The organism is Rhizobium sp. L51/94 (genome assembly GCF_019355555.1).
GTDB lineage: Bacteria > Pseudomonadota > Alphaproteobacteria > Rhizobiales > Rhizobiaceae > Rhizobium > Rhizobium rhododendri.
In genome coordinates this window covers 3,673,134-3,688,621 of sequence record NZ_CP072141.1, presented here as the reverse complement: position 1 = coordinate 3,688,621, position 15,488 = coordinate 3,673,134, and the positions used below count along the sequence as shown (strand labels likewise).

Genomic DNA, 15,488 nt, shown 5'->3' with positions numbered 1-15,488 from the left:
CCGTGTTTCGCATTACCAAGGAATTTCATTTCTCGGCATCGCATCAACTGACGCGGCTGCCTGCCGATCACCAATGTGCGCGCCTGCATGGCCACAACTATATCGTCGTCGTCGAGCTCTCGTCGCCCGATCTCAACGAAGACGGTTTCGTGCGCGATTATCATGAACTGGCCCCGCTCAAGCGCTACATCGACGAGACCTTTGACCATCGGCATCTCAACGATGTGCTGGGCCATGACGCGGTCACGTCTGAATATCTGGCGAAGCACTTCTTTGACTGGTGCCGGGCGGTCTTGCCGGAAACATCGGCAGTCAGGGTGAGTGAGACGCCGAAGACCTGGGCGGAATACCGGCCATGAGACCGGAAACCGCGACACCCATCCGCATCAGCGAGATCTTCGGGCCGACGATCCAGGGGGAGGGCGTGCTGATCGGCTTGCCGACCGTCTTCGTGCGCACCGGCGGGTGCGATTATCGCTGTTCGTGGTGCGACAGCCTGCATGCGGTTGACAGCGCTTTTCGCGACACATGGGCGCCGATGTCGGTGGATGATATCTGGCAGGAGGTGACGCGACTGTCCGGACATCGCCCGCTCACCGTGTCGCTGTCGGGCGGCAATCCAGCCATCCAGCCGCTGGCGCCGCTGATCGCCCGGGGACATGGCGAAGGCTATCGCTTCGCACTGGAGACCCAGGGATCGATCGCCAAAACCTGGTTCAGCGATCTCGACGTTCTGGTGCTCAGCCCAAAGCCACCGTCGAGCGGCATGGATACGGATTTGGATGCCTTGCGGCACTGTCTGGATGCAGCCGGCGGTCGGCCTGAGACGGTGCTGAAATTCGTTGTGTTCGACGATGCGGACTATGCCTATGCCCGCGATGCGGCAGCGCGCCATCCACATCTGCCGGTCTACCTTCAGCCCGGCAATCATACGCCTCCGAAGGGAACCGAGGAAAATGCCGTCATCGATCTCGACGGCATTACCGACAGGATGCTGTGGCTTATCGACCGGGTGACCGAGGACGGCTGGTTTGCCGCCCGCGTCTTGCCGCAGCTGCACGTCATCCTCTGGGGAAACCGGCGCGGCGTCTAGCGCCGCGCGGGAAACGCTCAGGCGGCGGCCCGGCGCTGCAGGTAGATCAGCAGGGCGATGACTGCGCCGATGACGATCGTGTGGACCCAGTCCATGTGCAGGACCGCAATCTGCGCGACGAAAGCGCCGGCATCGACGAGCAGCAGCAGCAGGGCGCCCAGGATGGATGTGCGGGGAACGAGCACGGCGATGGCGCCGATCAGTTCGAGGCCGCCTGTCAGGAAGCGAAACCACTGGCCGAGGCCGACCTGTTCGAATTCCGCAACCATCATCGGCTGCGATGTCAGCTTCATCGTTGCTGCTGCGAGGAACATCAACGCGACGAGGACGCGCAAGACCCAGATTGAGATCGTCAGGATTCGAGGTGAGTTTAGAGTGGTGGTGCTCATATTATCTGCTCCAGATGAGATTGGCGCCCACCGTAAACGCTTCTGACTGTATGAGAAGCGATGGATTGATGATACGAACTATCTCTAATGGAGATAGATGATGATTGGGTCCCTGACGCTCGACCAGTTGACTGTGCTTGTGACGATCGCGGATACGGGGAGCTTTTCCTCGGCTGGAAGGAAGCTGCGACGTGTCCAGTCTGCGATCAGCAATACGGTCCGGACGCTGGAAACCACGCAGCAGGTGCTCCTGTTCGACCGATCCGGCCGTTCGCCCCGGTTGACGGAAGCGGGGCGTGTGTTGGTTGCACAGGCGCGGCAGGTTCTGCGACAGGCGGAGCTGTTCGAAAGAACGGCAGGCGCCATCGCCGGGGGGCTCGAGCCGGAACTGACGATCGCCCTCGACAGCATGACGCCTACCGGCCCTGTGCTGCGGACCCTGTCGAAGCTGCAGTCGACATTTCCCGATCTTCCCGTGACGCTCTTCACCGAAAGTATCTGGGCGGCAGAACGGCGCGTGCGGGACGGGTCGGCGATGATTTCGCTGTGTGGGCTTTTTCCGACCGCCGGACAGGATCTCGAAGCGCACGTCCTGACGAAGATCACCCTCGTTCCCGTCGTCGCTCCATCGCACCCGCTTGCAACGGAAAGCAGGGAGATCACGCGTGAGACCCTGGCCGACTACGTACAACTCATCCTGACCGATCCGCACGCGCCGGATGGGCCGAGCCATGGCGTCGTCAGCGCCCGTTTCTGGCGGTTCGTGGACATGCTTCGCCGACTGGAGTTTCTTTTGGCAGGCTTTGGCTGGTGCTCGATGCCGCTGCATCTGGTCGAACATCATTTGCAGGACGGCTCTCTCGTCCGGCTCGATGTCAAGGATTCCAGCGTTCTTCCCGTTTCAATCCCGATCTATGCTGTCCGCAATCGAAACCGACCGCTCGGCAATGCGGCGAAATGGTTGCTCAACGAGTTGGTCGAAGATTTCAGGCGGTGCAGCTAGTCATCAAGCCGACGCCTGTCGATCCACGGGAATAAGATCGACCGACAGGGCGTCTCCTGAGCATGGACTCGGCCTCTTGCAAGCCTCAGGCCCAGCCCTGCAGTTCACGACGGATGACCTTTTCCAGCACGGCGACGCCGCCTGGGCTGTCGTTCAGGCATGGAATGTGGGAGAATTTTTCGCCGCCGGCGTGATGGAAGATCTCCATTGCCTCTCCGGCAATTTCTTCCAGTGTCTCCAGACAATCCGAGACGAAGCCCGGGTTCATGACGGCAATGCGCTTGACGCCCTCCTTGGCCAGCCGCTCGACAGTCTTGTCGGTATAGGGCTGCAGCCATTCCTCCGGACCGAAGCGCGACTGGAAGGTGATCATCAGCTTTTCCTTGGAGAAACCGAGCCGTTCGCGCAGCAACCGGGCGGTCTTCATGCAGGCGCAGTGGTAGGGATCGCCCTTCTTGAAGTAGGACATCGGGATGCCGTGGAACGACGTGATGATAATCTCCGGCTCCCAGTCGAGCGTTGCCAGATGGTTGGTCACCGAGTTCGCCAGCGCCTCGATGTAGGCCGGGTCGTCGTGGTAGGGCGGCACGGTGCGAAGTGCCGGCTGCCAGCGCATCTTCAGCAGCGTCTCGAAAGCCTTGTCGTTGACGGTCGCCGTCGTTGCGGCGGCATATTGAGGATAGAGCGGGAAAAGCAGGATGCGGTCGCAGCCGGCAGCTTTCAGCGCGTCGATGCGGGATGCGATCGATGGCTGGCCGTAGCGCATTCCCCAGTCGACGGTGACGTTGGGCAGGTCCTTCAGCGCTTCGCTGAGGCGGGTTGCCTGGTTGCGCGTGTATGTGCGCAGGTAACTTTCGTTCAGATCCTTGTTCCAGATCTGCTCGTAGGCCTTGCCGACCTTGCCGGGGCGGGTGTTGAGAACGATGCCGTAGAGGATCGGATACCAGAGGAAGCGCGACCATTCGATGACGCGCTTGTCGCTCAGGAACTCGCGCAGATAACGGCGCATCGATTTGTAATCGGTGCCATCGGGTGTGCCGAGGTTGACAATCAGGACGCCGACTTTGCCGATCGATACTGGCGGGTGGCCTGGCGGGAGGGCGGAAACGTCTATCGTCATGGCAAATGTCCGTTCATTTCAAAAATTGTTACCCGTTCTACGCAGTGCCGGCGGATCGGTTCAAACGTCGTAGAAACAAACCGGTCCGGAAAGTCCGGACCGGTAGTTGGCGATGGCCTGATGCGTTATTTGGCCGGAACCTGCAGTTCGCGGCCGACCAAGAGGCGACGCGGGCTCGCATGGCGGTTTGCGGCGGCGAGCTTTTTCCAGTCGGCGCCATCGCCGTAAAACGTCTGGGCCAGATCCCAGAGCGTATCGCCGGCGGCAATCACGTGGGTCGTCGGAAGCTTCGGTTTGGCGCTTGGCTCTGCAGCAACCGGCGGGTTCGCGGCGGGCGGCGGTGCCGGTGCCGGAGCTGGCGGTGTCGGTGAAGCCGCTGTGGTGGTCGACGCTGCAGGCGGCGGAGTGATCGGCGCGGGTGTCGGCGTGGTTGCTACCGTCGGCTTTTCAGCCGGCTTCTCGCCAGAGGGAGCGATCTGAGTGTCTGTCGGCTTGACCACGTCCGGCTGGGCGCTGGGCGAGGCGGCGGCCACCTGCGTCACGCGGCCGTCGAGGTAGGGCTTGTACGGATTGTGGGCAGCCAGGTAGTCGGCAACGACCTGCTCGAGATCGGGACCGAAGTCGTAGGCATTCTGGCCCTTGGTCGAGAACACCGTATAGCCGTCTCCGCCGGAGCGCATGTAGTTGTTGGAAACGACGCCGTAGGTCTTCTTCGGATCTAGCAGCACGTAGCGGTCGCCCTCCATGACTTCGACCGAAACGACGCGGCTGCCGGCGGGCTTGGTCTTGTCGAAGGTGTATTTGATGCCCGACACCTGCGGAAAGCGGCCGGCCCCGTCGGCGATCTGGCTAAGGCCGTTTTCCAGTGCTGCGACCACGTCGGCGCCTGTCAGCTGGAATGTGGCGACAGTGTTCTGGAAGGGCAGCACGGTGAGGACATCGCCCATGGTCAGATTGCCCGAAGGCATGGAGGCCCGCAGGCCACCGGCGTTCTGGATGGCGATGCTGATTCCTTGCGCCTTGGTGCGGTCGAGCATCGCATCGGCGACGAGATTGCCCATCGAGCATTCCTGCGCCCGGCAGACTTCGCGAGCGCCCTCGATCGGGCCTTCGGACTTGCCAATGACCTTCTTGCGCACCTCGGCAATCGGCTTTGCCAACTCCTGGACCCGGGCAAGCATGGCCGGATCAGGGGTCACCGAGGAATCGAGCAGGATGGGGTCGCCCTTGGCTTCCTTGACGACGCCGTTGTCGTCGAAGGTGATGACGATGTCGCCGAGATATCGGCTGTATGATGCGGCTGTGACGACCGGGACCTTGTAGCCGCCGGGATTGTCGACCATGGTCGGGTAGGGGCCTTCCGCCTTCGGGTCGGTGTTCGACAGCAGCGTGTGCGAATGGCCACCGACGACGACGTCGACGCCGGGGATCTTGGCAATCGCGTCCAGGTCCCTGTGGTAGCCGACATGGGTGAGCGCGACGATCTTGTTGACGCCCTGCGACTTCAGCAGGTCGACTTCGGCGTTGATCGCCTGGGCGTCATCGGTGATCTTGACGTGCGGCCCGGGCGAGGCAAGGGCAGGCGTATCCGTGGTGACGACGCCGACGATGCCGATCTTTTGTCCGCCGACATCCAGCACGATTGATTTCTTGATGCGCTCGCCGAGTTTCGATTCCGAATCGGTCAGCACGTTGGCGCCGAGTACCGGGAACTGGACCTTGTCGAGGAACGGCGCCAGTGCGCTTTCGCCATCGTCGAATTCATGGTTGCCGACGGTCATCGCGTCGAACTTCATGGCATTCAGCAGTTCCACCTCTGCCTGGCCCTTGTAGGTCGTGTAAAAAAGCGAGCCCTGGAAATTGTCGCCGGCGTCGAGAAGGATGACGTTCTGGCCTTCGAGCGCCTTGCGGCGCAGGTCGATTTCCGTCTTCAGCCGGGCTGCGCCGCCGAAGCATTCGTTCTTGCTCTCTTCGTCTGCCGAGCAGGTGGCGTCGAATTTGTTGATCGACTCGTCGCGGGAGTGGAAGTCGTTGATGTGCAGAATATTGAGCTGATAGTCGGCAAAGGCCGTGCCGGCGCTGAGCGCCACCACCGCAATGGTCAAAAGACCGAACCTGGCGGTTTTCCTCATCTCTCTCTCCTGTTTGGCAAAGTCGCGCTGCGGCGCAGCCCCCCGCCGTCTCTCCTAGAGCCTCTTTATGGCAGCCGTACAATGATGATGTTCTGGCTCCGGTGCAACCCGTGAAGGCGACACTGCCGCCTCGAAAGTCGGCGGGTCGCAGGCATGAAAAAAGCCCGCCGCCTTTTTTTCAAGGCAGCGGGCTCGTTTTTATCGGAGGCTATCGATCAGATGCCGCCCTGTCCGTCCGAGCCGATGTAGGCCAGACGCAGCATGTTGGTGGCGCCCGGTGTTCCGAGCGGAACGCCGGCCGAGATGATCACGCGGTCGCCGGGCTTGCCGAAATCTTCCGCAACGACGATGCGGCAGGCGCGGTTGACCATGTCGTCGAGGTCGGTCGCATCGTGGGTGACGACGCAGTGCAGGCCCCAGACGACGGAGAGGCGGCGGGCTGTCTGTACGCTCGGCGAAAGCGCCAGGATCGGCACGTTCGGACGCTCGCGCGAGGTACGCAGGCCGGTGCCGCCGGACGATGTGTAGCAGACGATAGCTGTCAGCTTCAGCGTTTCGGCAATCTGGCGGGCGGCCAGCGAAATAGCGTCGGCGCCGGTTGCTTCAGGCTGCGGGCGCTGGGCGTAGATGATGCCCGGATAATGCGGCTCGCGCTCGATGGTGCGGGCAATCGACGCCATGGTGGCGACGGCTTCGATCGGATAATCGCCGGAGGCAGATTCTGCCGACAGCATGACAGCATCGGCGCCTTCGAAGACGGCGGTAGCAACGTCCGAGACTTCGGCGCGGGTCGGTACCGGAGCCGAAATCATCGATTCCAGCATCTGCGTGGCGACGACGACCGGCTTGCCGGCCTTGCGGCAGGCGCGGATGAGCTGCTTCTGGATGCCGGGAACGGCTTCGAGCGGCATTTCAACGCCAAGGTCGCCACGGGCAACCATCAGGGCGTCGGAGAGTTCGATGATCTCGTCGATCCGCTCCATGGCCTGCGGCTTTTCGATCTTCGACATCAGGCCAACGCGGCCCTGGGCGATCTCGCGGACTTCCGTGAGGTCTTCCGGGCGCTGGATGAACGACAGGGCAACCCAGTCGACATCGTTGACTGCGAGAACGGCGTCGAGGTCGGCGCGGTCCTTGTCGGTGAGCACGCCTGCGGTCAGCAGGGTGTCGGGAAGGCTGACGCCCTTGCGGTCGGAAATCGTGGTTCCGGAAATGACCTTGGTGACAATCGTCTTGCCGTCGCATGTTTCCGCGCGCAGGTGCAACTTGCCATCGTCGATCAGCAGGCGGTCGCCGGCCTTCACCGATTCCAGAATTTCCGGATGCGGCAGGAAGACGCGCTTGTTGTCGCCGGGCGTATCGTTGCCGTCGAGCGTGAAGGTCTGGCCGGGGACGAGCGTGACCTTGGTGTCGGCGAACTTGCCGACGCGCAGCTTTGGTCCCTGCAAGTCGGCGAGAATGCCGATCGGCCGGCCGCAGCGGGCTTCGACAGCGCGGATTCGAGACACCAGCGTGCGCATCATCTCATGGCTGGAATGGCTCATGTTGATGCGGAACAGATCGGCGCCTGCTTCATGAAGCTTCTGGATCATCGCTTCGTCAGAAGAAGCGGGACCGAGTGTGGCGAGGATTTTGACGTTTCTATTGCGTTTCATCAATTCTGGCTTTCTTGGCTTCCCGGGGTGTCGGACAACTGAACCATCCAGCTCGCCTGCCTCCCCGTGTCGTATTCCTTGAATCCCATTTTCTGGTGACCGCGTGCGTAGCAGTCCTTGACGCCCTCGATCTTGAACTCGTTTTCAGCCACGCACATTTCCACGTCGCCAGTCCAGCGGCCACCACGGGCAGCGTCCTCAGCGTAGAGATAATAATAACGTGACTGCAACGGACCTTCGATCAGAGTGGCACATGTGGTGGCTGGGACCTGCCACCATCCTTCCGTCACCCAACCCTGCTTTGCACGGTAGCCGATGGCTACGCCGACCAGGTTTTGCGTGCCGTTGCACACGCGGAAATCCGCAAGGGCAACATTCGGCAGGATAAACGGCGAGGCTGCGGCCAGGGCAAAAAGGGCGAGCTTGACGAGCGGATTTGACCGCTTAACGAAACTGGGCGCGACTTGGCTGGACACTGCTTCCAATGGGCTCCATGATTATTCGTTCTCCCGTCTTCTTGCGCTGCCATCCCCGGAATGTCAACGCAATGCTAATCGATTATATTCGTTCACGCCATTGTCATCGGCAACCCCAAACCCGCCACGATATCATGCAAACCTTGCACCTCGACGTCCTGCATGCGATCAAGCAGCGGACCGAAATGAGGCTGGCAGCACCCGCGCATGCATGACTTCGACGCTTTCGAAATCCTAGACGGCAATCGTGACAGGGGCATGGTGATCCTCGGCGATCACGCCATGAACCGGCTGCCGCCACATTACAATCAGCTCGGTTTGCCAGCCGCTGCTTTCGAGCGGCATATCGCCTATGACATAGGCGTCGAGGATCTGTGCCGGAGGCTGTCGCACATGCTGGGCGTGCCCGCCGTGCTCAGTGGTTTTTCGCGCCTGCTGATCGATCCCAATCGCGGTGAAGACGATCCGACGCTGATCATGAAAATCTCCGATGGCGCGATCATTCCCGGCAATCACCCGATTTCGGACGCCGAATGGATGAACCGCATTGCCACCTATCACCGTCCCTATCACGATGCCGTGGCGGAGGTGATCGCCAGTGTAGCGGCTGAAAGCGGGAAGGCGCCGCTGGTGTTGTCGCTGCATTCCTATACGCCCGCCTGGAAGGGTGTGCCGCGGCCTTGGCATGCGGCGGTCCTCTGGGACACCGACGATCGCGCCGTCCTGCCGCTGCTCTCCATGCTGCGGGCCGAAGGCCTGGTTGTCGGCGACAACGAACCCTATGACGGTGCGCTGCGCGGCGATACGCTCTATCGGCATTGCATGGTGACCGGCATTCCGCACACGCTTCTGGAAGTGCGCCAGGACCTGATTGGCGATGCCGAAGGCATTGCGGCCTGGGCCGACCGGCTGGCACCGATCTTCGCGGCCATGAATGCCGATCCTGCGTTGCACGAGTACAAGGTGTTTCCGTCACGCACCGGCCCCTATCCAACGGCTTAAGGAGACAACAATGACCGAACTCAGCAAGGAACAGCAGACCGAGTTCGAAGCTGCCGCCTTTCGAAGGCTGGTCGCTCATCTCGCCGAGCGCAGCGACGTGCAGAACATCGACCTGATGAACCTTGCCGGTTTCTGCCGCAACTGTCTGTCGCGCTGGTATGGCGAGGCGGCCAATGAGCACGGCGTGCCGCTCAGCAAGGAGCAGTCGCGCGAGATCATCTACGGCATGCCCTACGAAGAGTGGCAGAGCCTCCACCAAATCGAGGCGACGCCTGTGCAAAAGGCTGCGTTTGAAACCAGCAAGCCAAAAGAATAGGTCAACCTTTAGCAAATCGGCTTGACCTCCAGCGCCGTTCGCGGCACGTCATCCCGCGATCAAACCACCCGTCCGTCCCACAAGCGGCGCCTGCCGTCGACACGGCTGTCAGCCAGCTGCTTGCGTTTAACGGCCCGCATCATCTGTCTAGCGAGGAAAGAAATCCATGAGTGAAGTAATGGGCGCAGAGCCGGTCGCGGCCGCCGAACTGAAGCAGTTCATCGAACGCATCGAGCGTCTGGAAGAAGAAAAAGCAGCGATCAGCGGCGATATCAAGGATGTCATGGGCGAAGCCAAGGGCCGCGGTTACGACACCAAGGCCATCCGCACCATCATTCGTCTGCGCAAGAAAGACGCCAACGAGCGCATGGAAGAAGAAACCATCCTGCAGACCTACATGGCCGCACTGGGCATGGAATAGCCCGGTCGGGGCTTTCTCCAGAAAGCACTTTAGCGTTCAAACAGAAAACCCGCCGGAGCGATCCGGCGGGTTTTCTTTATGGGATTTTTTGATGGTCTCTACTGCAGCGTATCGAACTTCTTGACCGGCAGGAAGTTGACGGCGGAGCCGTTGAAGCGCTCAGGATCGATGGCGGCGGTCTGCTGCTTGAAGCCTTCGGTGTAGACGGTGGTTGGCTGGGCGCGCAGCTGCTGGCTGACGAAACGCGGAGCCTTTACCGGGCGGCTCGCGGTTTCGAGGCGGGCGTTGCTGAGAGCCCAATGCTCGACCATCTTCTCGGTCAGCTTCGGTTCAGTGCGAAGGGTGGCGCGGCCTGCTGTTGCGACAACTGCGTCCTTCTTGCTGGGGCGTCCGCCTTTTGTCGGGATACCTGCGGCGATATTGCTGTCATCGGCGGTCGGCGCATCGAAGGCATCGTAGAAGCGGACATTATTGGCCGACGGGGCGATCTTCATCTGTGGAGCCAGTGCCGCCATCTGCATCGGTACCGACGTCGTCGGGCGCTGCTGGGCCGGCCGCTGTGTCGGAACCACCTGCGGTGTCACCGAGGCGATTGCCTGGGCTGCCGGCGGCATCGGCGTTGCGGCAAGCGCATTCAGCACTTCCTCGTCCTTGCGATGCTGCTCGAGCGCGGCAACGACCGAAGGCGAAAGCGCATTTTCATCCGCATTGTCTTCCTCGGCATCGGTATCCGATTGCGCCGAAGCCAGAAGGTTTTCAGCCACGGCAGGACGCTCCACCGGAACCGGGACGGACGACAGTTGCGAACCGGCCTCGGAATTAAGCGGATCGGCCGACGCCGTCTGCGTTTCGGCATCGCCGGGTGCGCGTCTCTGGCCAAGCAGCGATGGCACGGGCACGCTGAACGAACTCAGGTCCGTATACTGCGGCAGGGAGGAGGAGCCGTTTGCCGGCAGGGCTGCGGAGAGCGCATCCTGGGCGGCGCTATGGTTTGGCGAGACCAGCGCAGAAGCGACATCGCTGCCACCGGCCAGGTTACCGAACGAAGGCCGGACGGCCGGGATCGGCGCATTGAGGCTCGCCACGGCGGTCCGAGGTGCTTCTTCGTCATCCGTTGGCTGGACGACTGCCGGTGCCTGCTGGCGCGGCGTGGACGTTGTCGTCGCCACTGCCTTGGTCGGCGTGGATTCGGCATCGGAATTGTCTTCGGCCTCGTCAGCCCCGCCGCCGCCAAACAGCGTCGCGAAGAAGCCGCGATGCTTGGTGGGCGAAACGCTGGCAACCTGGATATCGTCTGAAGACATGCGGCGCTTGTAGTCGGCGACTGCCTGGTCGTAGCCCGGAAGCGGCTTGCCGTCGGCCGGGATGTGCATCGTCTTGCCGTTCGGGAACAGGCGGACAAGGTCCTGGCGGTCCATGCGCGGCCAGGCGCGAACGCCGCCGACGTCCATGTGAACGAAAGGCGAGCCCGATGTCGGATAGTAGCCGACGCCGCCGGTCTGCAATTTCATGCCGAGTTCGCGCAGCTTGGCGAGCTTAACGTCGGGAATGTAGAAATCCATCGCGTTGCCGAGCATGTGCTGGCTCTTCTTCGCGACGCCGGTGTGGGCATTGCGGGTGCGCAGCATCTCGTTTGTATCGGGCGAGCGGAAGCCGCAGACTACGTTGATGAATTCATGCGAACCGCTCTCGCGATAAACTTCCCAGATCAGGTCGAAAAGCCGGGGGTTCATCTTTGTCGGCTGGTTCTTGCGCCAGTCGCGCAGGATGCGGTTGAGCTGTTCAAGACCACGCGGGTCAAACTTGCCATTGCGCTTGTAGGTGATGACTGCCTTTTCGCCCGTATGGACGTAATAGATCTTAAGGCTGCGCGTTTCGCCTTCCGCCTGTGAAGGTGAACCCACGAAGACCGGCGTCGAAACTGCGATGGCGACCGCACCAATGGCAAGCGCCTTGGCCGTCTTCACGCAAATATCCGAACATACGGTGCGCCAGTTCAAGCCATTACGCTTGGAATTCCCATTCAGTTTCTGCAAGTCGATCCCCGTCCGACAGCAAATGCCGCATAACGTTCCAAATGTCTGTCAATTGCGGTCACACGATGGCAAAAATGCCACACATGTTCAACCACTTCTTACATAGTGAACGATCCACTAACAAGAGCTTTACGACCAGTAACGGAATATGCTTGCCCGAACGTTAAGAAAGCGATCAGGCAGCGTTTTTCTGCGGGTCGTCCGGATCTATACCGTAATCCTTCAATTTGCGGTAGAGGGTAGAGCGGCCAATGCCTAGTTTTCGGGCTACCTGGCTCATCTGGCCGCGGTAAAATTTCAGTGCAAAACGAATCAATTCCTCCTCTACGTCGGCCAGTTTCCGCACTTCGCCGGACGGGCCGGTGCTGGCGATCTGATTGTCGGGAACTGAAACGTCGGCTGTTTCAGCCGGTTGGGGCGCCGGTGATTCGTTTGTGACGCTCTCGACGTGGTCCGATTCGCGCCCGCCCACGAGCGAAAGACCGCCTTCGCCCATGGCACGCCTGGAGATGCCGCCGGCAGCCATCTGTTCCGAGGTTAGGTAGCCGGGCAGTTGAGCGGCGATCTGCGGAAAATCCGCTTCGACCAGATCGGAGCCCTGCGCCAGGACGACGGCGCGGAAGATGGCGTTTTCGAGCTGGCGGATATTGCCGGGCCAGTCGTAGGCAGTCAGCAGCGCCATGGCGCCGGCGCTGATACCGAGCGTGTGACCGATCTTCTGCTCGGCGGAAAAGCGCTCGACGAAGACGCGCACCAGATGCGGGATATCTTCCTTGCGCCGGCGCAGCGCCGGCATTGTGATCGGGAAGACGTTGAGGCGATAATAGAGATCCTCGCGGAAACGCCCTGCCTTCACTTCCTCGATAAGGTCCTTGTTGGTGGCGGAGATCAGCCTGACATTGACTTTTTGCGTCGTGCGGGCGCCGATCGTTTCGATTTCGCCCTGCTGTACGGCGCGCAGCAGCTTCACTTGCACCTCGATCGGCAGGTCGCCGACTTCGTCGAGGAACAGCGTGCCGCCATCGGCTTCCATGAACTTGCCGACATGGCGCTCTGTGGCGCCGGTGAACGCACCCTTTTCGTGGCCGAAGAGGATGCTTTCGACGAGGTTGTGGGGTATGGCGCCACAGTTGACGGTGATGAAAGGCTTGTTGGCGCGGTCGCTGGCCGACTGGATGGCGCGTGCCACCAATTCCTTGCCGACGCCGGATTCGCCCTCGAGCACCACGGGGATGTTCGAAAGCGCCGCCCGCTGGGCGAGGTCGGTGATGCGGATCATCGCCGGACTGGCGGAGATGATGTCGTCGAAGCTGATACTGCCGGAGCGCGTCTTGCGGCCGGCCCGCGCTTTGGCTTCGCGCTGGTCGAGCTTCAGGGCGCCGTGAATGGCGCTTGCGATGCGTTCGGGCGAAACCGGCTTGACGACGAAATCGAAAGCGCCGGCGCGCATCGCCTGCACCACGGTTTCAATGCCGCCCTGGCCCGTCTGGACTATGACCGGTATGTCGGTGCCCATCTCGTGAAGGGCTGCCAGAAATTCCAGCCCGCCCATCTCCGGCATCATCAGATCGAGCACGATGACATTGACGCGGCCACTGTTCTCTTTGAGGACCTGTAGCCCGAGCCGACCGTTCTCGGCCAGCAGCGTGGCATAGCCATGCCGCTCGACAGCATTCTTCAGAAGCCGGCGCTGGACCGGATCATCCTCAACGATGAGAATTTGCGCGCCGACCTTGGCGTCATTATGTATGGTCATTGGTGCCTCACCTCATGCGAAACTTGAGGTGATTTTGGCAGACAGGATTGAACATCCAGTTCTGAGAAATAACGGCATTTTAATCAATGCACGATCAGCACAACTTTGGTCCGAGGCAGTGATTTCGCCGAGAAAATCGGCTTGCCGCCATCGTTAGGGCCAATTAGACACGACAGGTGACCGTGCCAGACCAGGAAAGCAGAGGATAACTGCCCATGAGCCGCCATTCGCTCCACGCCTTTCTTAACCTTTCGGCCGACATTTCCGTCAAAGCACCTGCGGATGCAGCACTTGGCGATCTGCCCGTCTGGAAGCTTGCGGATCTCTATCCCTCGGCAACGTCTTCGGCGTTTCTCGCCGACATGGAAAAGGCTGCCACCGCGTCGGTTGCGTTCGCGGAAAAGTGGAAGGGGAAGCTCGGCACTGCGGCGATGAGCACGGGCGATGCAGGTATCGGTGCGGCGCTGCGCGAATACGAGGCGCTCGACGACCTCATGGGCCGGATCGCCTCCTTCGCCGGCCTGACTTATTTTTCCGACACCAGCAATCCGGCCAACGGCAAGCTCTACGGCGATGTGCAGGCGAAGATCACCGAAGCCAGTTCGCACCTGCTGTTCTTCGCGCTGGAGCTCAACCGGCTCGACGACGTGCTGATCGATGCCTGTATGCAGAACGATCCTGAAGCCGGCCACTATCGCCCGTGGCTGGTCGATCTGCGCCAGGACAAGCCGTACCAGCTCGAGGACAAGATCGAGCAACTGTTCCTCGAAAAGTCGATGACGTCGGCAGCCGCCTTGAATCGTCTGTTCGACGAGACCATGGCCGAGCTGCGCTTCGAGATCGACGGCGAGATGTTGCCGCTGGAGATGACGCTCAACCTGCTGCAGGATCCCGACACGGCAGTCCGCAAGAAAGCCGCCATGGCGCTGGCCGCCACCTTCAAGGCTAATCTGCGGGTCTTCACACTGATTACAAACACGCTCGCCAAGGACAAGGACATTTCCGACCGCTGGCGTGGTTTCAAGGACATCGCCGACAGCCGGCATCTTGCCAACCGGGTCGAGCGCGAGGTCGTCGATGCGCTGGCCGCTGCGGTTCGTGATGCCTATCCGCGCCTGTCGCACCGCTATTACAAGATGAAGGCCAAGTGGCTCGGCATGGAGCAGATGGATTTCTGGGACCGCAACGCGCCGTTGCCGGAGACCTCGAATGTCCTGATTCCCTGGGGCGACGCCAAGGAGACGGTGCTGTCGGCCTACAATGACTTTGCACCTGAGATGGCCGCAATCGCCCGCCGCTTCTTCGACGAGCAGTGGATCGATGCGCCGGTGCGGCCCGGCAAGGCGCCGGGCGCGTTTGCCCATCCGACAGTGCCTTCCGCCCATCCTTATGTGCTGGTCAACTACCTCGGCAAGCCGCGCGACGTGATGACCCTTGCCCATGAGCTCGGCCACGGCGTGCATCAGGTGCTGGCCGGCGGGCAGGGCGCATTGATGTGCCAGACGCCGCTGACGCTGGCCGAAACCGCCTCGGTCTTCGGCGAGATGCTGACCTTCCGGGCTCTTCTGGAAAAGACCACTGACAAGCGCGAGCGCAAGGCGATGCTCGCCCAGAAGGTCGAGGACATGATCAACACGGTCGTGCGCCAGATCGCTTTCTACGAATTCGAACGTAAGCTGCACACTGCGCGCAAGGCCGGCGAGCTGACGTCGGAGGATATCGGGGCGCTCTGGCTGTCCGTGCAGGAGGAAAGCCTCGGGCCGGCGATCCGCATCTCCGAGGGCTACGAGACCTACTGGACGTATATCCCGCACTTCATCCATTCGCCCTTCTACGTCTATGCCTATGCCTTCGGCGATTGCCTGGTCAATTCGCTCTATGCCGTCTACCAGAAGGCAGAACCGGGGTTCCAGGACAAGTATTTCGAGCTTCTGAAGGCTGGCGGCACCAAACATCATTCCGAACTGCTGAAGCCGTTCGGCCTCGATGCCACCGATCCGTCGTTCTGGGCGAGGGGGCTTTCGATGATCGAGGGGCTTATCGACGAACTCGAGGCACTGGACGAGTCATAAAACAACGAAGCGTAAAC

General features: G+C 61.2%; 14 protein-coding genes. 7 read left to right on the top strand and 7 right to left on the bottom strand.

What is annotated here, in order from left to right; translation table 11 throughout:
• Positions 1–2: 2 nt before the first annotated feature.
• Together queD and queE are read left to right on the top strand one after the other, a co-directional pair.
• Positions 3–359 carry a 6-carboxytetrahydropterin synthase QueD gene (gene queD, locus J5274_RS17930; protein ID WP_142830598.1) on the top strand — a complete coding sequence of 119 codons (357 nt, stop codon included), beginning with the start codon at positions 3–5 and terminating at the stop codon, positions 357–359.
• On the top strand, positions 356–1,093 hold the full coding sequence (queE, locus tag J5274_RS17925; protein WP_142830600.1) for a 7-carboxy-7-deazaguanine synthase QueE: 738 nt from the start codon (positions 356–358) through the stop codon (positions 1,091–1,093). Before queD ends, queE begins: the two co-directional genes overlap by 4 nt.
• Before the next feature lie 17 nt (positions 1,094–1,110).
• Here queE and J5274_RS17920 read toward each other — a convergent pair whose 3' ends face one another.
• Positions 1,111–1,482: a DoxX family protein gene (locus J5274_RS17920; protein ID WP_142830602.1), complete on the bottom strand. Its 372-nt coding sequence runs from the start codon at positions 1,480–1,482 to the stop codon at positions 1,111–1,113.
• 100 nt (positions 1,483–1,582) lie between these two features.
• Between J5274_RS17920 and J5274_RS17915 the strand changes: the two genes are divergently transcribed.
• A complete protein-coding gene (locus J5274_RS17915; RefSeq protein WP_142830801.1) occupies positions 1,583–2,485 on the top strand; it encodes a LysR family transcriptional regulator in 903 nt (300 codons plus the stop codon).
• An 85-nt stretch (positions 2,486–2,570) separates the two neighbouring features.
• Here J5274_RS17915 and hemH read toward each other — a convergent pair whose 3' ends face one another.
• From hemH to J5274_RS17895, 4 genes are all read right to left on the bottom strand, one after another.
• A complete protein-coding gene (gene hemH, locus J5274_RS17910) occupies positions 2,571–3,605 on the bottom strand; it encodes a ferrochelatase (RefSeq protein WP_142830604.1) in 1,035 nt (344 codons plus the stop codon).
• A 125-nt stretch (positions 3,606–3,730) separates the two neighbouring features.
• Positions 3,731–5,737, bottom strand: coding sequence for a 5'-nucleotidase C-terminal domain-containing protein (locus J5274_RS17905; protein ID WP_219274705.1), 2,007 nt, complete (start codon positions 5,735–5,737; stop codon positions 3,731–3,733).
• A 215-nt stretch (positions 5,738–5,952) separates the two neighbouring features.
• Positions 5,953–7,392 carry a pyruvate kinase gene (gene pyk / locus J5274_RS17900; RefSeq protein WP_111222341.1) on the bottom strand — a complete coding sequence of 480 codons (1,440 nt, stop codon included), beginning with the start codon at positions 7,390–7,392 and terminating at the stop codon, positions 5,953–5,955.
• Positions 7,392–7,877 (bottom strand): DUF1036 domain-containing protein, encoded by a 486-nt coding sequence (locus tag J5274_RS17895; RefSeq protein WP_111222342.1) that lies wholly within the window; start codon positions 7,875–7,877, stop codon positions 7,392–7,394. Before J5274_RS17895 ends, pyk begins: the two co-directional genes overlap by 1 nt.
• Before the next feature lie 198 nt (positions 7,878–8,075).
• Between J5274_RS17895 and J5274_RS17890 the strand changes: the two genes are divergently transcribed.
• The 3 genes from J5274_RS17890 to J5274_RS17880 all read left to right on the top strand — a co-directional run bounded on the left by J5274_RS17890 (position 8,076) and on the right by J5274_RS17880 (position 9,607).
• Positions 8,076–8,870 (top strand): N-formylglutamate amidohydrolase, encoded by a 795-nt coding sequence (locus J5274_RS17890; RefSeq protein ID WP_142830608.1) that lies wholly within the window; start codon positions 8,076–8,078, stop codon positions 8,868–8,870.
• Positions 8,871–8,880: 10 nt separating this feature from the next.
• Positions 8,881–9,186, top strand: coding sequence for a DUF1244 domain-containing protein (locus J5274_RS17885; RefSeq protein WP_142830610.1), 306 nt, complete (start codon positions 8,881–8,883; stop codon positions 9,184–9,186).
• Between the two features lie 166 nt (positions 9,187–9,352).
• Positions 9,353–9,607, top strand: a complete 255-nt coding sequence (locus J5274_RS17880) for a DUF2312 domain-containing protein (protein ID WP_111222345.1) — start codon at positions 9,353–9,355, stop codon at positions 9,605–9,607.
• 98 nt (positions 9,608–9,705) lie between these two features.
• Here J5274_RS17880 and J5274_RS17875 read toward each other — a convergent pair whose 3' ends face one another.
• A complete protein-coding gene (locus tag J5274_RS17875) occupies positions 9,706–11,643 on the bottom strand; it encodes a DUF882 domain-containing protein (RefSeq protein WP_142830612.1) in 1,938 nt (645 codons plus the stop codon).
• 175 nt (positions 11,644–11,818) lie between these two features.
• Positions 11,819–13,399: a sigma-54 dependent transcriptional regulator gene (locus tag J5274_RS17870; RefSeq protein WP_142830614.1), complete on the bottom strand. Its 1,581-nt coding sequence runs from the start codon at positions 13,397–13,399 to the stop codon at positions 11,819–11,821.
• Positions 13,400–13,614: 215 nt separating this feature from the next.
• Between J5274_RS17870 and J5274_RS17865 the strand changes: the two genes are divergently transcribed.
• Positions 13,615–15,471 carry a M3 family oligoendopeptidase gene (locus J5274_RS17865; RefSeq protein WP_142830616.1) on the top strand — a complete coding sequence of 619 codons (1,857 nt, stop codon included), beginning with the start codon at positions 13,615–13,617 and terminating at the stop codon, positions 15,469–15,471.
• Positions 15,472–15,488: the final 17 nt, after the last annotated feature.